Annotated in this window: 17 protein-coding genes and 3 pseudogenes; 7 read left to right on the top strand and 13 right to left on the bottom strand. The window is 34.8% G+C overall.

The window, feature by feature from the left end:
- Window positions 1–15 precede the first annotated feature (15 nt).
- Window positions 16–372 carry a 50S ribosomal protein L19 gene (rplS, locus tag LF887_RS07295; RefSeq protein WP_068942389.1) on the top strand — a complete coding sequence of 119 codons (357 nt, stop codon included), beginning with the start codon at window positions 16–18 and terminating at the stop codon, window positions 370–372.
- Window positions 373–626: 254 nt separating this feature from the next.
- Here rplS and LF887_RS07290 read toward each other — a convergent pair whose 3' ends face one another.
- Window positions 627–1,409 (bottom strand): AraC family transcriptional regulator, encoded by a 783-nt coding sequence (locus LF887_RS07290; RefSeq protein ID WP_236858292.1) that lies wholly within the window; start codon window positions 1,407–1,409, stop codon window positions 627–629.
- 76 nt (window positions 1,410–1,485) lie between these two features.
- Between LF887_RS07290 and LF887_RS07285 the strand changes: the two genes are divergently transcribed.
- Window positions 1,486–2,628 carry an MFS transporter gene (locus tag LF887_RS07285; RefSeq protein ID WP_236858287.1) on the top strand — a complete coding sequence of 381 codons (1,143 nt, stop codon included), beginning with the start codon at window positions 1,486–1,488 and terminating at the stop codon, window positions 2,626–2,628.
- A gap of 118 nt (window positions 2,629–2,746) precedes the next feature.
- On the opposite strand, the gene LF887_RS07280 is transcribed toward LF887_RS07285, so the two are convergent.
- The 4 genes from LF887_RS07280 to rpsA all read right to left on the bottom strand — a co-directional run bounded on the left by LF887_RS07280 (window position 2,747) and on the right by rpsA (window position 9,766).
- Entirely contained in the window at window positions 2,747–3,742 is a 996-nt protein-coding gene (locus LF887_RS07280; protein ID WP_236858283.1) for an alpha/beta fold hydrolase, read from the bottom strand.
- An 83-nt stretch (window positions 3,743–3,825) separates the two neighbouring features.
- Window positions 3,826–4,812: an EamA family transporter gene (locus LF887_RS07275; RefSeq protein ID WP_236858270.1), complete on the bottom strand. Its 987-nt coding sequence runs from the start codon at window positions 4,810–4,812 to the stop codon at window positions 3,826–3,828.
- Between the two features lie 126 nt (window positions 4,813–4,938).
- Entirely contained in the window at window positions 4,939–7,560 is a 2,622-nt protein-coding gene (locus tag LF887_RS07270; RefSeq protein WP_236858267.1) for a T9SS-dependent M36 family metallopeptidase, read from the bottom strand.
- Window positions 7,561–7,975: 415 nt separating this feature from the next.
- A complete protein-coding gene (rpsA, locus tag LF887_RS07265) occupies window positions 7,976–9,766 on the bottom strand; it encodes a 30S ribosomal protein S1 (protein WP_077415250.1) in 1,791 nt (596 codons plus the stop codon).
- A gap of 425 nt (window positions 9,767–10,191) precedes the next feature.
- On the opposite strand from rpsA, the gene LF887_RS07260 reads away from it, so the two are divergent.
- From LF887_RS07260 to LF887_RS07250, 3 genes are all read left to right on the top strand, one after another.
- Window positions 10,192–10,818 (top strand): carcinine hydrolase/isopenicillin-N N-acyltransferase family protein, encoded by a 627-nt coding sequence (locus LF887_RS07260; protein WP_236858264.1) that lies wholly within the window; start codon window positions 10,192–10,194, stop codon window positions 10,816–10,818.
- A gap of 204 nt (window positions 10,819–11,022) precedes the next feature.
- Window positions 11,023–11,457 (top strand): hypothetical protein, encoded by a 435-nt coding sequence (locus LF887_RS07255; RefSeq protein WP_236858246.1) that lies wholly within the window; start codon window positions 11,023–11,025, stop codon window positions 11,455–11,457.
- A gap of 40 nt (window positions 11,458–11,497) precedes the next feature.
- Window positions 11,498–12,805 carry a DEAD/DEAH box helicase gene (locus LF887_RS07250; protein WP_236858244.1) on the top strand — a complete coding sequence of 436 codons (1,308 nt, stop codon included), beginning with the start codon at window positions 11,498–11,500 and terminating at the stop codon, window positions 12,803–12,805.
- Between the two features lie 156 nt (window positions 12,806–12,961).
- Here the strand turns inward: LF887_RS07250 and LF887_RS07245 are convergent, their stop codons facing one another.
- Window positions 12,962–13,855, bottom strand: coding sequence for an SMP-30/gluconolactonase/LRE family protein (locus tag LF887_RS07245; protein ID WP_236858232.1), 894 nt, complete (start codon window positions 13,853–13,855; stop codon window positions 12,962–12,964).
- A 257-nt stretch (window positions 13,856–14,112) separates the two neighbouring features.
- Here LF887_RS07245 and ccoG point away from each other — a divergent pair, with 257 nt between their 5' ends.
- Entirely contained in the window at window positions 14,113–15,555 is a 1,443-nt protein-coding gene (gene ccoG / locus LF887_RS07240) for a cytochrome c oxidase accessory protein CcoG (RefSeq protein WP_236858229.1), read from the top strand.
- 145 nt (window positions 15,556–15,700) lie between these two features.
- Here the strand turns inward: ccoG and LF887_RS07235 are convergent, their stop codons facing one another.
- Complete coding sequence (locus LF887_RS07235) at window positions 15,701–16,585, bottom strand: AraC family transcriptional regulator (protein ID WP_236858222.1); 885 nt, start codon at window positions 16,583–16,585, stop codon at window positions 15,701–15,703.
- A 264-nt stretch (window positions 16,586–16,849) separates the two neighbouring features.
- Here LF887_RS07235 and LF887_RS07230 point away from each other — a divergent pair, with 264 nt between their 5' ends.
- A complete protein-coding gene (locus LF887_RS07230; protein ID WP_236858221.1) occupies window positions 16,850–17,194 on the top strand; it encodes a MerR family transcriptional regulator in 345 nt (114 codons plus the stop codon).
- A 228-nt stretch (window positions 17,195–17,422) separates the two neighbouring features.
- On the opposite strand, the pseudogene LF887_RS24385 reads toward LF887_RS07230, so the two are convergent.
- From LF887_RS24385 to LF887_RS07210, 6 genes and pseudogenes are all read right to left on the bottom strand, one after another.
- A pseudogene (locus LF887_RS24385) lies at window positions 17,423–17,626 on the bottom strand (hypothetical protein); the annotation flags it as partial.
- Between the two features lie 46 nt (window positions 17,627–17,672).
- Window positions 17,673–18,224 (bottom strand): hypothetical protein, encoded by a 552-nt coding sequence (locus LF887_RS07225; RefSeq protein WP_236858220.1) that lies wholly within the window; start codon window positions 18,222–18,224, stop codon window positions 17,673–17,675.
- Window positions 18,225–18,232: 8 nt separating this feature from the next.
- Entirely contained in the window at window positions 18,233–18,436 is a 204-nt protein-coding gene (locus LF887_RS07220; RefSeq protein WP_236858213.1) for a hypothetical protein, read from the bottom strand.
- A gap of 30 nt (window positions 18,437–18,466) precedes the next feature.
- Window positions 18,467–18,640, bottom strand: a pseudogene (locus LF887_RS24380) (hypothetical protein); the annotation flags it as partial.
- An 82-nt stretch (window positions 18,641–18,722) separates the two neighbouring features.
- Complete coding sequence (locus LF887_RS07215; RefSeq protein WP_236858211.1) at window positions 18,723–18,965, bottom strand: hypothetical protein; 243 nt, start codon at window positions 18,963–18,965, stop codon at window positions 18,723–18,725.
- A gap of 24 nt (window positions 18,966–18,989) precedes the next feature.
- Window positions 18,990–19,595, bottom strand: a pseudogene (locus tag LF887_RS07210) (Hint domain-containing protein); the annotation flags it as partial.
- Window positions 19,596–19,598: the final 3 nt, after the last annotated feature.

Genomic DNA, 19,598 nt, shown 5'->3' with positions numbered 1-19,598 from the left:
TTTTATTTATTAATAATGGATTTATTAAAGTACGTTCAAGACAAGTACATTGCGAAAAAAGAATTCCCTGAATTCAAAGCAGGTGATACAATTACTGTGTATTACGAAATTAAAGAAGGACAAAAGACAAGAACTCAGTTCTTCAAAGGGACAGTTATCCAATTAAGAGGTACTGGTTCTACAAAAACTTTCACTATCAGAAAAATGAGTGGTGATGTAGGAGTAGAAAGAGTATTCCCTATCAACTTACCTGCACTTCAGAAAATTGAGGTTGACAGAAGAGGTAGAGTTAGAAGAGCTAGAATTTACTACTTCAGAGACCTTAGAGGTAAAAAAGCAAGAATCAAAGACGCTGCTTACAAGAAGAAATAATTCAGACAACAATAAATACAAAAAGAGACTGTTTATCCTGTGTAGACAGTCTTTTTTTTATGATAAAACCTGGAAATTGCAAAGACGCAAGTTCTTTTATCATTGATAAAGTTGGTTGAAAATAAAATATTTTAAAATATTAAGCTTTTCGAAGAAGCATTAGAGCAAAGCTAAAAGTCAAAGATTTCTATAAGCAGATCAGCTTAAGAAAAAGGTACTTTACTATTCTTAATGGCTCAAATTAAGAAGAACAGTTATTCATTTTTCATAAGATACTGCAACGGCGTTGATCCTGTATGCTTTTTAAAAAATTCAATGAATGCACTGTCTGATGAGAAATCTAACAGATGTGACACCTCTCCTATTGAATGGCCATCTACCAATAATTCAATAGATCTCTGCAACCTCCATTGTTGCCTCCATTCCTGATAAGTTAATCCTGTTTCTTTTTTAAAAATACGGCTGATTGTTTTTTCAACCGCTCCAATTTCCTCTGCAAGCTTATTCAGCATCGGCGGTATTGAATTTCTTACAGTCCATTCTTCAACGGTCTTTTTAAGACGCCTGTCCTGCGGCATCTTAAGAACTAATTTTTCTTCGGGAGCCAGACTTATTTCATCCCAGAAGACCTTTACAATATTTTCCTGGCTGCTGTCAGCAGGAGCCCATTTCCAAAAGCATATCCTTTCCACTATTTCTTTTAATAAAGAATTTACGTGTAATACTTTCAGACTTGAATTCATATATTTCTCTGCATATCCATCATCGAAATAAACTGACCTGTACGCTACTACATTACGAAAATTGACTCTGTGTACCTCATTGGCAGGAATCCACAGCATTCTGAAGGGAGGCAGCACAAACTGTCTGTCAGAAGTAGTAACCGTCATACAACCTGATGGTGCATATAATAACTGAGCCTTCGTTTTATGAAAATGAAAACCGGAATCATGCATTACCATATCAGAGGCAATCCCGATGACCTCCTCATGAATGGAATCAGGATCGAAATTTTCATTTTGCTTGAGTACAGACATGTCTTATTTTTGATGTTTTTTGTATTTATACCATTATGAATATACACTGAATTTTTCAAAACTTTGCAAAAAAAAAATGAAAAAGAAAAATCCACTCTGGCTGCTTATATTACTTGTCATGCTTCCGCAGTTTGCAGAAACCATTTATAGCCCGGTTTTGCCAATGATACAAGAGCAATTTGGAGTGATGGAAGAATCAGCTACGCTTACTATAAGTTTATATTTTATGGCATTTGCTTTAGGTGTTGCATTCTGGGGAGTACAGTGCGACAGAATCGGAAGGAAAAGATCTCTGGAGTATGGGCTAATCACGTATGGAATCGGAACTTTAGCTGCTGTATTTGCTACAGATTTTAAGATTCTTCTTGCTGCAAGAATCATCTCTGCCTTTGGAATTTCCGTTGGCTCCATTGTCACGCAGACTATTCTCAGGGATATTTATGACAAAGACAATATTAGTAAAGTATTTTCCTGGATCGGAATCGGTTTATCTATCAGTCCGGTTGTTGGGATGATAACAGGTTCTGTATTGGTTTCCACTTCAGGGCATCACGGTGTTTTTATCACACTATGTCTGCTGGCAGTCTTATTCTTTATTTTCTCCAGAAACAAAATATCAGAAACGAATCACTCTCGTAGGAAAATAAATATCCATACGTTAGCTGATTTATTAAGAAGAATGCTCCATGATCATGAGATTATCAGATGCTGTTTATTGATTATGAGTTTCAATGTACTGTTGTTTTCGTACTATTCGCTGGCTCCGTTTATTTTTCAAGAACATCATTATTCGTCTTATGTTTTCGGATATAGCAGTATTGTACTGGCAGGTGGTACATTGGCAGGAGCAAAGCTTAACAGATATCTGCTGCTGAAGAATATACAACCTCAATATCTGGTTAAATCAGCTACATACAGCGCATTTGTTGCAGCTATTTTTGTATGGATTCTTATCAAGAAAGAAATTTATTTTTTAATCCCGTATTTTTTCATTGTTATGGCATTCAGCATTGCCATTCCGAACATTCTAAGTACGGCACTCATCAGGTATAAGAATGAAACCGGAAGCGCAGGGGCTTTGCTGGGACTTATTTATTATATATTAATAGGTTCCGGATTAGTGAGTATGGGATATATACAGAATCTTGGAATTTCGTGTGTTTTATTTTCAGGAATCGGAGTCTGTACTTTATGGATATTTGATAAAAGGAAGAGTTAAGTTTAAAACATTAAGTTTAATGAAGATATTGAGGATCATTAAATATTGCGTTAAAAGCTGTTTTAATAAGAATCTTCATTGGCATTCATCATAAAAAAACTTAATGTTTTAAATCGTATTATTTTATAAAGTTATAAAGCGCTTCAAAAAATTTTGGATAAACCTCTATATGAGGTAAGTGGCCTACATTTTCAATTTCCACTAATTTTGAACCGGGAATTTCTCTCTGTGTTTTCTTTCCCAATTCCTGATACTGCCCCATTTTCGGCTGAAGATCTTTAGGTGCTCTATCCTTTCCTATTGCAGTTCTGTCTCTAGTACCAATGATCAGCAAGGTAGGCACCTTTATATTTTTAAATTCATAACAAACCGGCTGATTGTAGATCATATCGGAGGTCAGTGCTGCATCCCATGCGACTTGTGGGTAATCTGTGTGAAGGGTCCAGCCGGCAATCAAATCTAACCAGGGTTGATATTCTTCTTTCCATTTATTATCATAATAGAATTTCAGCTGGTAATTTTTATAGGTTTCTGCTGTATTTTTAAGCTCAGACTGGTAAGCCTGATCAATGGTCTGGTAAGAGGTGAAGGTTTTATAATCCTCCAATCCAATTGGGTTTTCCAGAATCAGTTTTTGAACTTTGCCAGGATAAAGCAAAGTAAATCTTGTTGCTACCATTCCTCCCATTGAATGTCCTAAAACAATCGCTTTATCAATTTTCAACTCATCCAATACAGCCTTTGTATTTTCAGCAAGCTGAGAGAAAGAAAACTGATAGCTATGAGGCTTTGAAGACTTTCCGAATCCTATCTGATCAGGAATGACCACTCTGAATCCTCTGGCAGATAAATCTTTTGCCGTTTTCTCCCAATAGGCCCCGTTAAAGTTTTTCCCATGGAGAAGCATGATCGTTTTTCCATTTGGCTTTTGAGGCAATACATCCATATAGGCCATTTTAAGATTATTATCCTGAGATTTGAAATTGAGAAAATGAACTTCATAGGGATATTGATAATCAGACAGTGTTGCATCCAATGGTTTTACCTGTGAAAACATATGAACGGAAGAAGCTGTCAATGTAAAAGCTATTATTAGATTTCTGAAATGGTTCATGAAATTTTATTTTAGATTTTAAAATTAAAAAAACCGCTCCAAAAGGAACGGTTTTAACTGATATTTTTATTAAATATTATTTTTTACGATAATTCTGCCATGGACACCTCTTTCTCTTTTTTGGAGGGAAGATTCATAAGAACAATAGCGAAAAGAATAAGGGTAATTCCTATCCACTGTATTAAAAACACTTTTTCACCCAACAAGACAAAAGCCATTGTTACAGATACCGGAAGTTCTAATGATGAAACAATACTTCCCAGTCCCAATCCTGCATTCGGGAAACCGATATTGAATAAAACCGGAGGAATGATGGTTCCAAAAAGGGCTAAAATAGCTCCATATTTCCAGAATATTGAATAATTGAATGAATGGATATGTTCTGTATTTTCTGTAAAGTTCAGATAAAATGATTTCAGCCCATCAAAATACATCGGCCCTATCTGAGCAAAGAATAAAAATGCAAAAATCACAATAGAACCACCCGCCAGCATGATAATACTCTTTCTGAAAACAGGGAGATGTGTTGCTAGGGTATTGGACGTAAACATGGTCAGCGTATATGACCCTGCTGCCAACAGCCCCCAAAATACGCCATGCCAATCCAGTTCTATCTCCATATTAATAAGGTTGGTAGCCAGGACTGTCCCCAGTAATACAATAACTACAGAAACAACTTTCCTTGCATTGGGCAGTTTTTTTGTCAGAATACTTTCTACAACCACACTAAACCACACGGACTGCATTAACAGTACAATCGCAATGGATACGTTGATATACTGAACTGCAATATAATAAAACAAACTTGTTCCCCCAAGCGAAGTTCCTGCCAGCATCAGCATTCTTACTTCTTTAGAAGTTGGTAATGACAGCTTCTGTTTCGAAGTTAGCGTTTGAATAAAATTCAGGATCAAAAGCCCTGTCAGACCTAATACAAACTGAGAGGTCGTCACTTCAGAAGTAGTAAAGCCATCATGATAGGCCATTTTCACAAAAGTGGCCAGCATACCGTATATGCTAGCTCCAATTCCTACAAATAAAACACCTTTTAGTATATTTTTCTTCTTCATAATTTTTTTTACAGCCTGCAAAGTTACAATATATAAATTAAAATCGTCCGACGTGTTGCGGTGATAGATAAAGAAAATCGCCACAAGTCATCTTGCGGCGATCTTTAAAATTGATATATAAATGTATTATTTATTAACAATTACTTTTGAACCAGCTTCAAAGCCTAATCCTTTTACTTTTACCATATAAGTTCCATTTGGTAGTCTACTGGTAGAAATTACTTTTTTAGCATCAGGTGAAATTTTATCTTCAGAAGAAACCAATTTACCGGACATATCATAAAGTTCTACACTTACTTTTCCTATAGTTTTAGAAGGGAAGTTGATATAGAATTCGCTTTTAGCCGGATTCGGATAGATTGAAATCTTATTATCCTTAGTGGAATTTACTTCATGAGTCGCTAACAAACATTCTGCAGGAACTTCAAAATTCTGCACCTGGTCATTAATATTATTTTTAGCACCTGCCGAAGCGTTTACTCCTAATCCTCTTCTTGCAAAAACTCCCCAGATCATACATTTATCTGCTCCCTGAGTGGTTGCCATTTCTGCAGCCAATATTGCATTTCTTCCTTCAATAAAGCTAGGATTACATGCCTGAAGTTTCAGGGCATCAGTCACCAACTGTAATACTTTTGTACTTCCGTTGGTTGTATTAGCCAATACATCTGAAGAATACCCGTATTTTTCAACATATTTCCAATGAAGATCCCATAGCATTGTAGCCCAAACGAATCCTATAGAATGAACATCCGGAACAGTTGCTGTTCCATTGTTATACTCCATTCCATTTGTATTTCCATAGGTAAAACCGTTCACGGTAAGATCCGGTGAATATTTTGCAGGTCTGATACCATCTCCGTTTGTTGGCTGTCCCATTGGATAAGTACCTATACCTCTTGCTACAGCAGCATTATCTCCTGGCTTATTCGTTAACATTAAAGCAAAGAAATCTGACCATCCTTCTCCCATCTGCTCTTTACTTGTATTTGCATTTAAACAACCTGCACCAGTACCTGTTAATCTATTTGAAATTCCGTGTCCGTATTCATGTGTTACGATTCCGTTATCAAAGCTTCCGTCTGGTGTCATGTTGCCTTTCAGACTAACATTTACGGTTGTACCTGCAGCAAGCTGGCTTTTTATATACTCACCTTCTGCATTGGTAATAAGCACTGAAGGAATAGTAACCAAAGGATCTGCTCCAGACATATTGCTCAAGGTTGCTCCATTGGCTGTATTATTATAAACAATAGCAGCCATAGCACCAGCATTCTGAAGATTTTTCACTTTATCAGTAAAAGGACATGTTCCTCTTTCAACCAATCCTATTTTTTCTACCAATGATCCTGCAGGTAAAGCCGTACATCCATCCAAAACCGGTGATAATTTCACATCTCCTGTAGTCCCAGCCATGGTAAGGGGACTACCAAATAAGGCAGTTCCTGCTCCCGGTGCACGAGAAACCGCTGCATTTGGAGCATTATAATAAAACACACGGCCTACTGGAGACCAAAGGTACATCTGCATCTTACCATTATATCCTTCCTGAGGGGAAGAGAAATTAGCATTGTTTGAACCGCTTCCATCTTGTGCCTCTGCATATACAGAATCGTCATCAACACCTCCTTTTCCAAAATTGTTTTGCTGGAAGTTTCTCGCAGATTCTGTAAATCCGAACTGATAGAATACATCATGAATTCTATTGTTCAGATAAAATAAGTTAGTAATAGCAGCATTTCTGTTATTAAGCGGAGTTTCATTGATATTGAAAGGGAAATCAAAATTTCTTGTTGCACCACCATCAGCAGGTGCCCCTGTTAGATAATTTGGAGGTGTTAAAGCTGTTCCGGCAGAATCTTCATATGCAAATACGTTGTTTCCTCTGGTAATAGTATAATGATCTACACCGTCAGAATGCCATCCTTCAGGAGAAGCGTTCAGAAGCCAAGGGTTAGTCAGAATTGATCTTGCCCCGAAAGTAGCAGCTTCAATAGGTAATGGGAATACATTATAGGTAGCATTATCTGGTGCAAACATACCAGCATTGCCTTGTCCTATTATGTTTTGAGGCCCAATAAGCGTATTTTCAAAATGATCGGCATGGTTATGATTCACATCCGAAGCATAGGCGTCAGGGTGAAAGTTGCAAGATACCGTCAAATTATTTTTTAATAAAATCTTTCCATTATTGGCATCTACTAAAATATTCCAGTAATTTGGAGATTTAGGCTCCATTAAAGTATACTCATACGCCAGACGAAGGTTTCCATTATCATCGTTCGCGTATACCAGTCTTTGGTTGGCAGATGTAGATCTCTCTTTAGTCTTTTCAAGATATCCAAGAATCGTAAAATTCGCGATATCAGAATTCTTAAGTTCTTCAGCAATCTTTTGAAGAGCTGCAGCTTTATTGATTACCGCAGTTCCTGAAGTAGATACACCATAGTCTTTCACAAAATTGTCTGTATAATAAACAATCTGATTGTCTTTAATAAGTGCAGTCCCTACAGAGCTGTATATTGGCAAGCCATTATATGTCTGTAAAAATTTCACCACATTACCATTCAGTGATTTTGACGGATCTACATTATCCAAGATAATATTATTAAGATCAGATTTCTTATATTCTCTTATTTTATTTTGAGAAATATAATCTTTAATCAGCTTTTCATTATCCTGTCCAAACAATACTGTTGGAAATACAGAAAATACTGCAAACAAAAGAGGTAGAGTTCTATTTTTCATATCCATTATTAAAGCCGCTAATCTACAAATATTTCACAAAATAAAATACTCCATTATTAACAAAATTCAAAAATAAATCAATACAAATCAAAACAAATCATTAAAATAAAAATGAATATTTCTCAATAAAGAGAAATTACTAATCACATGTGCCTCCCCCATTATGTTTAACAGCATTTTATATTATTTTCAATCAAATTATTTCAGTTCAAACTGACTTATAAGAAGATTCCGGCCAGAAGAAATTTCTTTTATTTTTAATATTTTTTTAATATTTCTCCGGGAAATTTTTATTATCAGGTGCTTTAATATATCTAGGGTTCATTTTTAAATAAAACCACCCTGCTGTCATCCTATATCCATAAAAAAAGCCGCTCATATATGAGCGGCTCCTTATTTATAAATGGGGTAAGGATTATTTACCTTCTTCCATTTTTCTCTTCAACTCTGCTAATGCATCGATGTCTCCAAGAGTAGATCTTTCTTCGTTGTTTGAAGAAGAAGATACGTTTCTAGAAGAAGATTCTTTTACGTTTTTCTTCTCTTCGTCTCTGAAGATACCTGTATGAGAAACTACAACTCTCTTGAATTCTTTGTTGAATTCAATTACTTTGAATTGAGCATCTTCACCTTTTTTGATTTTAGATCCATCTTCTTTCTCTAATAATCTTGAAGGGCAGAAAGCTTCAACCTCAGCATCTTCGAATTGTACAGAAGCTCCTTTATCGTGAACTTCTACAGCTTTACCAGCGTGGATAGTTCCTTCAGCATATTTAGTTTCGAATTTATCCCAAGGGTTTTCAGTCAATTGTTTGTGACCTAGAGATAATCTTCTAGCCTGAATATCTAATTCAAGAACTACAACGTCTAATTTATCACCTACTGCACAGAACTCAGATGGGTGCTTGATTTTCTTAGTCCAAGAAAGATCAGAGATGTAGATTAATCCGTCGATACCTTCTTCTAACTCTACGAATACACCGAAGTTAGTGAAGTTTCTTACAGTTCCTACATGCTGAGATCCTACAGGATATTTAGTTTCGATGTTTTCCCATGGATCTTTAGACAATTGCTTGATACCAAGAGAAATTTTTCTTTCTTCTCTATCTAAAGTTAATACTTCAGCTTCTACTTCATCACCTACTTTCACAAAGTCACCAGCAGATCTTAAGTGAGTAGACCAAGACATTTCAGAAACGTGGATTAATCCTTCTACACCTGGAGCGATTTCTACGAATGCACCATAGTCAGCAAGAACTACTACTTTTCCTTTTACTTTGTCACCTACTTTCAAGTCAGCAGAAAGAGCATCCCAAGGATGAGCTTCTAATTGCTTCATACCTAATTGGATTCTTGTTTTCTCGTCATCGAAATCAAGGATTACAACTTTTACAGTCTGACCATCCTCAAGGATTTCAGATGGGTGGTTCACTCTAGACCAAGAAAGGTCTGTAATGTGAATTAATCCATCTACACCTCCTAAGTCAATGAATACACCGTAAGAAGTAATATTCTTAACAGTACCTTCAAGAACCTGACCTTTTTCAAGCTGAGCGATGATTTCTTTTTTCTGACCTTCGATATCTGCTTCGATCAATGCTTTGTGAGATACCACTACGTTTTTGAACTCAGGGTTGATTTTCACAACTTTGAACTCCATAGTTTTTCCTACAAACTGATCGTAATCTTTAATTGGCTTAACGTCAATTTGAGAACCAGGTAAGAATGCTTCGATTCCGTGAACGTCAACGATCATACCACCTTTAGTTCTGGATTTAACAAAACCGTTAACGATTTCTCCAGTTTCGTGAAGCTCGTTTACTTTATCCCAAGCTTTAAGCGTTCTAGCTTTTCTGTGAGATAATTGTAACTGACCAGTTTTGTCTTCTCTCTTGTCAACCATTACTTCTACCTCGTCACCTACTTTCAGGCCTTGGTTGTAACGGAATTCGTTAAGAGAAATAACACCTTCAGATTTGAAGTTGATGTCTACGATAGCTTCTTTGTCAGTTAATCTTACAACTCTACCAACTAAAACGTCATTATCGTTCAGGCTGTTAAGAGATCCGTTATAGATTTCTTCTAAATCGCTTTTTTCTTTTCTCGCATCTGCATCAAGACCTGATTCGAATGAATCCCAATCAAATTGTTCTGGTGCTACGTTTTGGTTTAATAAAACCTCTGCTGAATTTGTCTCTTTTGACATTTTCTAATAAAATTTGTATTCCTTCTTTTTTAATGGTTTGAATAAATGCGGATTAAAAAATACGGAAGTAATTAAGTTTAAGTAATTTACCCATCAAACCTTTTCACCACAAAAGTGGGTGCAAAGATATGAATTTTATTTAAAACAAACAAAAGATTTCCTCTGACAGAACTATCACTTAAACAACTGGTTATCAATGTCAATTTGTTAAGAAGAGACCAGAACCAAAATCAGGATAATAAACAACGGCTGTCATACCACAGATTCCTGACTATTGCTCTATTCTTTATTTTTTGAAAGTTATTTTTCTGCTTCCATCCTCCTGTACATTGTACATAGTTTAATCAAATATGAATTTTACAGCAAATCATTTAACAAAACGCTTTTTTTTCAATCAAAACAACAACATTTATAAAAACTATAACATGCAAAAATATTTCCTGTTCATTTTAATCAGTCTGTCATGCTTTATAACCACAGTGAAAGCCTGTACCATCTTCTCTTGTGCAAGAGGGGGTGAAGTATTGGCAGCAGCAAATGAGGATGATACGACACCTTTCACCAGGATCTGGTATAATCCCGGTACTAAAGACCGCTATGCCTCTGTCTGTTTTGGAGCTCCGGACATGCAGATAGCAGCAGCAATGAATGAGCATGGGTTATTTTTTGATTATACAGCAGCCAACTATGACCTTAGCAAACTGAACCTTACCAATCCTTATCCCGGAGATATTATGTGGGAAGTTCTTGGAAAATGTAAAACCGTAAAAGAAGCTATGCTGATCTTAAAAAAATATGATTATATATCATCTTCTAAAGTTTTAATAGCAGATAAAGAAGGTAATTCTATTACGGTAAATCCGAAAGGGATTGTTGAAAAAACAGGCGATTTTCAAGTGAATGCAAACTGTAATATGATCAACGGAAAACTATCCTGCCTAAGACCGGAAATAGCTGCTGAAATGCTTTCTGTTTCAAAAGAAAATAATGTAGAGTTTTTAAAGAAAATTCTGGATAAAACACATCAGGAAGGAGAACTAAACACTTTATAATCTGCCATCTATGATCTGAAAAAAGGAATCATCTACGTTTATCTTTTCCACGATTATAATACAGTTTATACCATTGATCTGAAATCCGAATTAAAGAAAGGATACAGAATAGAAAATCTCGCTGACCATTTTCCAGCATCATTTGCTTATGAGAATTTCTCAAAAAATCATTCTTTATATCTTAAGGAATCTATTTTTCAGGAAATGAAAGATAAAGGCATTGATACAACTATTGATCATTATATTGCAGAAAGCGAGAAGCTGTCGCCAAAAAATGAAAAATTAAATTCCGCCATGCTGGAGGCAGCCTTACAACTCATAAAATACTCATGGAACGAACATAATAATGGCAGCGAATGGGGCTATTGGTTCAGTAAACCTCAGGGATATGATATAAAGAAGTATAAAGACAACAGATTGGCCTCTGCTGAAAAACTGCTGGGTTATTTATCTGCTCACGAAAATAAAGATCTGAAGCTGCGGAATTTCATGTACGAAATATCAGGTTATATAAATCTGGTACAGGGAAATACTAAAACAGGGAAAGAATTCTATGCCAAATCAATCAGCAATCCCGATGAAGCTTATGCAGTGACTTTGACAAGAGGAAATGAAATAATGAAGCGACTAAACAAATAGATTATTTCATTTAACCATTCCTTTATTCTAAATTTGCACCATGGAATTAGAATCAATTTATCAAAAACTGCAGATTCAGGATTTGAATCAGATGCAGAAATCTACGTATAAAGCTACTGAAAACAACCAGGATGTTGTTTTGCTCTCTCCTACCGGTTCGGGGAAAACACTTGCATTTTTATTTCCGGTTCTTAGAAACCTGAAAAAAGAGGCTTCCGGAATTCAAGCATTGATTTTAGTTCCGGCAAGAGAATTAGCGTTACAAATTGAACAGGTTTTCAAGGCAATGGGAACAGATTTCAAAGTTTCTGTATGCTATGGAGGACATGATAAAAAAATAGAGGTCAACAATTTAATTGAAGCTCCGGCTGTTTTAATCGGAACTCCGGGCAGAGTTGTTTACCATTTAAGGAATGAAAACTTCGATCCAAAAAGCATTAAGACCTTAGTTCTTGATGAGTTTGATAAAGCATTGGAGCTCGGTTTTCATGAAGATATGGAATTTATTGCCAACTCACTTAAGGGTCTTTCGCAAAGAATACTGACTTCTGCAACAGCAATGGATGAAATTCCAAAGTTTACTGGGTTAAAGAATGAAAAACTTGTTGATTTTCTGAAATTAAGTGATGTAAAACCGGATATTCAATTAAGAAAAGTAATGACTATTTCTGAAGAGAAACTGGATACTCTTTTTAATTTGATCTGTAAAATAGGAAACAAAAGAACCCTGATTTTCTGTAATCACCGTGAAGCAGTGGACAGGATTTCTGAGCTTTTACGCGAAAAAGGTATCGACAGAGAGACTTTTCACGGAGGAATGGAACAGGACGAGAGAGAACGTGCATTATTGAAATTCAGAAATGATTCTGCAAGAATTTTAATTACAACAGATTTGGCTTCCAGAGGATTAGATGTTCCGGAGGTAGAATCTATTGTACATTACCAGCTCCCGCCTAAAGAGGATGCTTTTATCCATAGAAACGGACGTACAGCCAGAATGAATGCAAAAGGTTTTGCTTATCTTATCATGACTGAGGATGAGAATTTCCCTTTTATCAAAAACAATACTCAGGAAGAAAGTGTAGCAGGATTCAATAAGGTTCCTGAAAAAACACCTTTCCAAACTATTTATATCAGTGCCGGGAAAAAGGATAAAGTAAACAAAGTTGACATTGTGGGCTACTTACTTAAAAAAGGAGAATTACAAAAAGAAGATGTAGGCATTATTGAGGTAAAAGATACCACCTCCTATGTTGCTGTTTCCAGAAACAAAGTAAATGCTCTTTTACGAAAACTTCAGAATGAAAAACTGAAAGGGAAAAAAGTAAAAATGGAAGTTGCTTACTAAGGTTAAAACTGAGAATCAGTTCTAAAAATAATTGCTTCACCTCAAGTCATAGTGACCTGCAGGTGAAGCATTTTTTTATACTTAAGTTATTTTTAAGAAATCTGATCTACATATCTTTTTTGTGACTTGTACTGTAAAATATCTTATTAATTAAAATTACTTTACTCCTTTTACCCGCATTGGGAAAGTGTACACAGACTTTGAAGCTGTGATGAACAAAATATCGTTGTTTTTTCCACCGAAAGTTACATTCGAAGTCCATTTCTCAGGAATAGAAATATGATAGATCTTCTTTCCGGAACGGTCAAAAACATGTACTCCATCTCCTGTTAAGTAAAGGTTTCCATGTTTATCCAGAGTCATTCCGTCTGAACCCATCTCACAAAATAGTTTTTTCTCAGATAATTTCCCATCTCCCAGAATGTCATACACATAAGTTTTTCCGGCATCAATATCCGATAGATATAACTTTTTCAGTCTTTCACTTCCTACAATCCCATTGGGTTGTGTGAATGTTTCCAACTTAACGATTTGTCCCTCTTTATTTCTGTAATAAAGACTTTTATGGGATAATTCCTGTTTAAAATTAGTCCAATAGTCTCTTTCATACAAAGGATCCGTAAAGTACATTCCGCCTGTAGCGTCATTCCAGACATCATTTGGGCCATTCAGCCTTTTTCCTTCAAAACCTTTGAGCAAAATTTCCACTTTTTTATCTTTCGATATTTTCCAGATTTCTCCCTGATCATCAGAACAGGTGATCAGAAAACCGTCTTTATCAAAATGGGTTCCATTTGCTCTTCCTGTTTTATCTAAAAACTCTATGATCTTATTACTTTTCCAGTCCCAATAATAAATTTTATCATTAGGCTGATCTGTAAAATAAACATTCCCCTCTTTATCGGTTGATGGTCCTTCTGTGAAACTAAATTGATCCGAAACCATTTCCGGCTTTACACCTTCATAAAACATTTTACTATAATTTACTGATTGGCAGTTTACCAATGCCAAAACCAAACCAATCATCCCTATTTTAAAGATATTCTTCATCTTTTATTTTTAAACCTGCAATTTACGACATACTCCGGATGATGCCAAAATATCTCCTCTTTCCTTTATATTTTTTGAAAAACAGACAATGTCCCAATTGTCCTATTTTTTAAGTAGATCATATTAGTAGTCAAGCTATATAATCCGGAGCTTTGCAGTAACAGGATCAATCACTTTTTTTCAAGAAAAAACTGCTCGAATAACAGGGGTAGGTCCGGATGAAAAATATTACCAAAATACTTTTATAGCATACAATAATGAGCGCAGAATCCAACAATATCAAATCTTTAGAGATTGAGAATGAAGATTTCAGAAATTCAGTGGGAACAATGGATGAGTCCGGAAAGAGAAAATGGATTTTCCCCAGAAAGCCAAAAGGAAAGTATACCAATTACAGGAATTACACCAGCTATTTTCTTCTTGCTCTGTTTTTCGGATTGCCTTTTCTAAAAATCAATAATAATCCTTTTCTGCTTATTAACGTTATCGACAGGAAATTCTTTATTCTAGGACAGCCTTTTTATCTGCAGGATTTTTTCATCCTTGCTTTGGGGGCGGTCACTTCTGTCATTTTCGTTATGTTGTTTACAGTGGTTTTCGGAAGGATTTTCTGTGGCTGGCTATGCCCTCAAACGCTTTTTATGGAAATGGTATTCCGTAAAATCGAATACTGGATAGAAGGAGACCGAAATAAGCAAATGAAGCTTGACAGGCAGGAATGGGATGCTGAAAAAATAAGAAAGAGATTAACGAAGTGGTCAGTATTTCTTTTAATTTCATTGATTATTTCCCACTTCATGTTCATGTATATTGTAGGCTACAAGGAAGTCTTCCGTATCATGAATGAAGGGCCCGTAAAGCACTCATTGAAGTTTATTACCATGATCTTTTTTACCATGACTTTTTATTTCGTTTTTGCATGGCTGCGTGAACAGGTTTGTACATTGGTGTGTCCTTACGGAAGACTGCAGGGGGTATTGATTGATAAGCAGACCATCAATGTATATTATGATTTTAAAAGAGGGGAAGGCCGTGCAAAATGGAGAAATAATGAAGACCGAAAAGCCGCAGGAAAAGGTGACTGTATAGACTGTAATCAATGTGTGGTAGTATGTCCTACAGGAATTGATATCAGAAACGGACAACAGCTGGAGTGCGTGAACTGTACAGCCTGTATAGACGCGTGTGATGAGGTAATGGAGAAAGTAGGTCTGCCAAAAGGTCTGGTTCGTTATGCTACAGAGGCTGAAATTGAAAACAGTGATAAGTTCAGAATTACTCCAAGAATGAAAGCTACCACTGTAATTTTGGCATTGCTTATCGGATTCCTGGGATTCTTGATGTACGACCGTGGTTCTATGGAGGCGAAATTTATCAAACCGGCGGGCTCTACCTTTTTTGTTAAAGATGGTAAAATCACCAACACCTTCATCTATACCCTTCTGAATAAATCGAATGAGAAAAAAATGCTCACCATCAAAGTGATCACTCCAGCGAATGCAGAAATCACCTATTTTGGCTCTGAAAAAATCATATTAAAAGGTGACGAAATTCTGAAAGGAAACATCAACATTTCTTTCCCTGAGGAAGACATTAAGTTTTCAAAACAAAATATGGTGATTGGTGTCTTTGATGAAAAAGGAGTACTTGTGGATTCATTTGATACCACTTTTGAAGGACCATTTAAGCTTGCACTTTAAAGAGTTGAGAATGGAAAATGAGAAATTGAAAATTACTTAGTGCTGTGTTTTGTCTCCATATCTTTCATCCTTTTTTTAAATTATTTATATAGAGAGCCGTATAACTTGCTGAGCCTTACTTTAACTTTCAATTTTTAATTAAAATCTAAGCTTTATATTTCCTCATAAACTGAGTAGGAGTCATTCCGGAGCTTTTCCGGAATACTCTTACAAAGTAGGAATATTCTTCGTACCCCAGCCTGAAAGCAATTTCAACTAAACTTTCATCCAGGTACATCAGCATTCTTTTGGCTTCCAGCACTACTCTTTCAGTAATGACGTCTGTAGCTGTTTTTTGAACAACAGTCTGTACTATTCTGTTCAGGTGTTTTGATGAAATTCCCAATAAAGAAGCATAGTAAGTAATTGATTTCTGCGTTGCAAAGCGCTCTTCCAGCAGGTTTTCAAAATCCTGATAATGTCTGAAATAAGAGAGTCCGGCAGAAGAAGCCATCGTGTCAAAATCCCTTGAAAACAGTCGGGTTGCATTGATAAATATCTGAGACATCAATGAAAGCATGAAACCTTCTTTCATAATGTTTTTGGACTGGTGCTCTTTTCCTAATTCCTGAAATAAACTGATATTTCCTTTTAGTTCCAAAGCGTCCAACTGAAGCTTTCTGGAAAAAGATACAGATCCGAAAAAAGGAAAGTTTCTAAGTTTCTGATTCACGTAATGCATTTCATAAAACTCCTGAGAACAAAAGAAAATATAGCCTTCTATATCTTCTGAAAGCTCCCAGCTATGAATCTGCCCCGGTGAAAGAAAGAATAGACTCCCCTCAGAGACTTCATACTTCTGAAAATCGATCTCGTGCATCCCTATTCCTTTGGTAAAAAGGACGGCTGCATAAAAGTCGTGCCTGTGAGGCTTTTCTATGTGACGGTGTCCTACCACCAGATGATTCTTCATGGTATTAAAGTAAAAATCAGAAGTATTTTTACCAGCCTGGAAAAGATCAATATGAAGAACAGAGATTGAATTCATCATCTATGTTTTAACGAAAGAATACTATAATTAATTTTACCTATGAATATATTACATTTTAAAGGTTCACAAATTTATACAAAAAAGGAACGATATATCACAGACCTTCTTAAAATTAATATCTGTCTCTTCATCATCCATTTATTGCAAAAATCCCTTTTAAGGGTTAATAATAACCGCCAAAAATAAAAGTCTGAAGCCACTTTTAAAGATATATTTGGTTGAAACTTTAAAAAATTTTTATCTTTGACGTTTAGGAGTTGTAAAATGAAAATAAATTTACCTGATAAACTGTATTATTCTATAGGAGAAGTTGCGAAAGCTTTCGATGTAAACACTTCATTAATACGCTATTGGGAACAAGAATTCCCTATTATCAAACCTAAAAAAAACAGAAAAGGAAACCGATACTTCACTCCTGAAGATATCAAGAACCTCCAGATGATCTATCATCTGGTAAAAGAAAAAGGTTATACCCTGGATGGAGCCCGCATCGCTTTGACTACCAACAGTAAAATTTCTGAAACCATCACTATTATTGACCGCCTTGAGTTTGTAAAAGCCGAGCTTATAAAGCTAAAAGAATCTTTGGGCGAAAGGGAGGGTGAGTAAAAAAACACTTATTTCAATTCATTTGTATTTTGTCATATTTTTTGAGTTGCCTTTACTTGTAAGGGGTTGGTAAACTTCCCTGTTTCTCTAACATAGTATCTACTACACCCTATCTTCATAATTTATGATAATATTAAATACCAACTTATAAGCAAAGTTTTTATTATATAAATTACAATTGGTAGCTATTTTTTTTCTTTCTATTATTCTTAAATCTAAAATAATAGATTACAAGTTTATATAGAATTTATCAAGAATTTTGAATATACTTTCTAAATGATTGATAGTAGACCCTTGAGATGTTAAAGACTTTGTTTCAATATTTGCGGCATATTCCATAAACATTCCTAGTCTTTCTGTCCAACAGGTATTATGTAGTAAAATCCCTTTCTCGAAAACATAATAATTATGGTTGCCTTCTACTCCAAAGTTATAAAGAAAGAGTTATTGTATTTAAAAGATAACTCTTTTTCAAGATTTATTTATAAAATCCAGAAATTAGATTTTCCTCTTTTTTTAAAGATTGAAGCTTATTTATTATATCATTTTTTGTAACATTTTTTAAAAGTAAAAACCTATTTAAAACGAAAGCAATTTCATGAGGATAATAATCTATATATATATCTTGAGATCTTTTATTTGTGGTCTCAATTAAATAATCCATCGTTGAATATACCCAATTGTATTTGTTATCATTATTTTTCGAAACAGCTTCAATCATTACTATATTTAAACTTTCCTTATCTATTTGAAAATTAGCATAGAATTGAAAACTTTCATTTTCTGTTAATAAAAATTTATTTTTTATTTTAAAGAAAAAGCTTCCATTTTCATTAATTTCTGTAGGGCTATAAAATATTATATTTTCATCTTCATATTTATAATAGTGTCCTTCTTTTTCATATATTAGTAAATCACATACAAGTTGGTTTAGATATTTGTAACCTTTTATCAAGGAATTTCCCTCTAAAAAGCTTGTAAATTCATAAGGCTGAAAGCCAAAAAGTTCTTTATGTCTATTTATTATCATATTAATTATTATCTAATATAAGGATGTAAACTTCTAATACTTGTTCCTGTTTCATTCATCCAAATTCTTACTTGGCTAGTTGTTCCCGATTCATTAATTGCTCTTCCAAAATCTAATATTATTTGTCTTGCCCCTTGCGCTGATGTCCCAATAGTCCCCTCACCTTTACCAATACGCAATGCAGCTTCCCCTAACATATCTTTGTGAGACAATCCCTTTTGGAACATTTGTGATAGAGGTCTTCAACCAATATTAATCTCTCCCGCAAAAAAATGTTCTGAAATATGTCTTGTTATACCCGATGAAGAATTCTCTAATATATTAGTTATAGCACCTGCCCATTCACAATTATTGTGCACTAAAATTCCTTTCTCGGAAACATAATAATTATGGTTGCCTTCAACCTCAAAGTTATAGACTTTTACCTTTTCATCTAAAAATGAACTATTCCCTTACCGAAAAGGCAAAGGAACAGTTTTAGCCTTAATTATCATCCATTTAATCAATGCTATTAGATATATTATTTCTTAATTTATTAACAGAATCTTTAGAGTCCTTCCATGTATCAGAGTTTAATATATAATTATCAGCTTCTTTAATAGTTAACTTAAATTTAAAAACTAATAACATTGCTGACTGCATCATAGACAGATCATCTTTTCTTCTCATACACGAAAGTAAATCCTCAATTTTATCTAATGTATAATCTTTATACTTTTCTAATAATTGTATATTGTTCATAAAATTTATAATTTAATAATTTGATCAAATTATATGTCCTGGATTTGCAGAAGAGCTATTAGCAGCCCTATCAAATTGAATTCTCATTTGAGAAAACCCATTTTCTCTACCATTATTGTGAAGAACTTTTAAGGTTTCTACCATTTGTTTTCTACCAAATGTATTAGCCATTTCATTTCCTACAGCTCCCTTTGGATAAAAAACCATTTCAGTTAATTCCAACGTGCTTCCTTTTACATTATGATTGGCTAAAAATTCAATTATTTCTCCATTTGCATATTTGAATTGGCCTCCCATATATTTACCTTCTATTTGGGAGAATAATTGTGGTAAATTACAATCATTATGCACCAAAATTCCCTTCTCAGAAACATAATAATTATGGTTGCCTTCAACCTCAAAGTTATAGACTTTTACCTTGTCATCCAAGAAATTAATAGACTCGACAGAAGAAGTTGTTTCATCTAAATTGGTTAAAAGCATTCCTTTGATAAGATCTTTGGCTTCTATCCAACTTCCGTTTACATAGAATGGATGCTCGGGTGTACAGGTGATTTCCGTACCGTTTACAGATATCTTTACTAGTGAAGAAGAAGTGTTAAAGGATAATGCTACTACTTTTTTCAGCTCTTT

This window comes from Chryseobacterium sp. MEBOG06, from assembly GCF_021869765.1.
In the GTDB taxonomy this organism is placed as follows: Bacteria; Bacteroidota; Bacteroidia; order Flavobacteriales; family Weeksellaceae; genus Chryseobacterium.
Note: the sequence above shows the minus strand (reverse complement) of the source record. Positions and strands in the feature narration are given on the sequence as shown.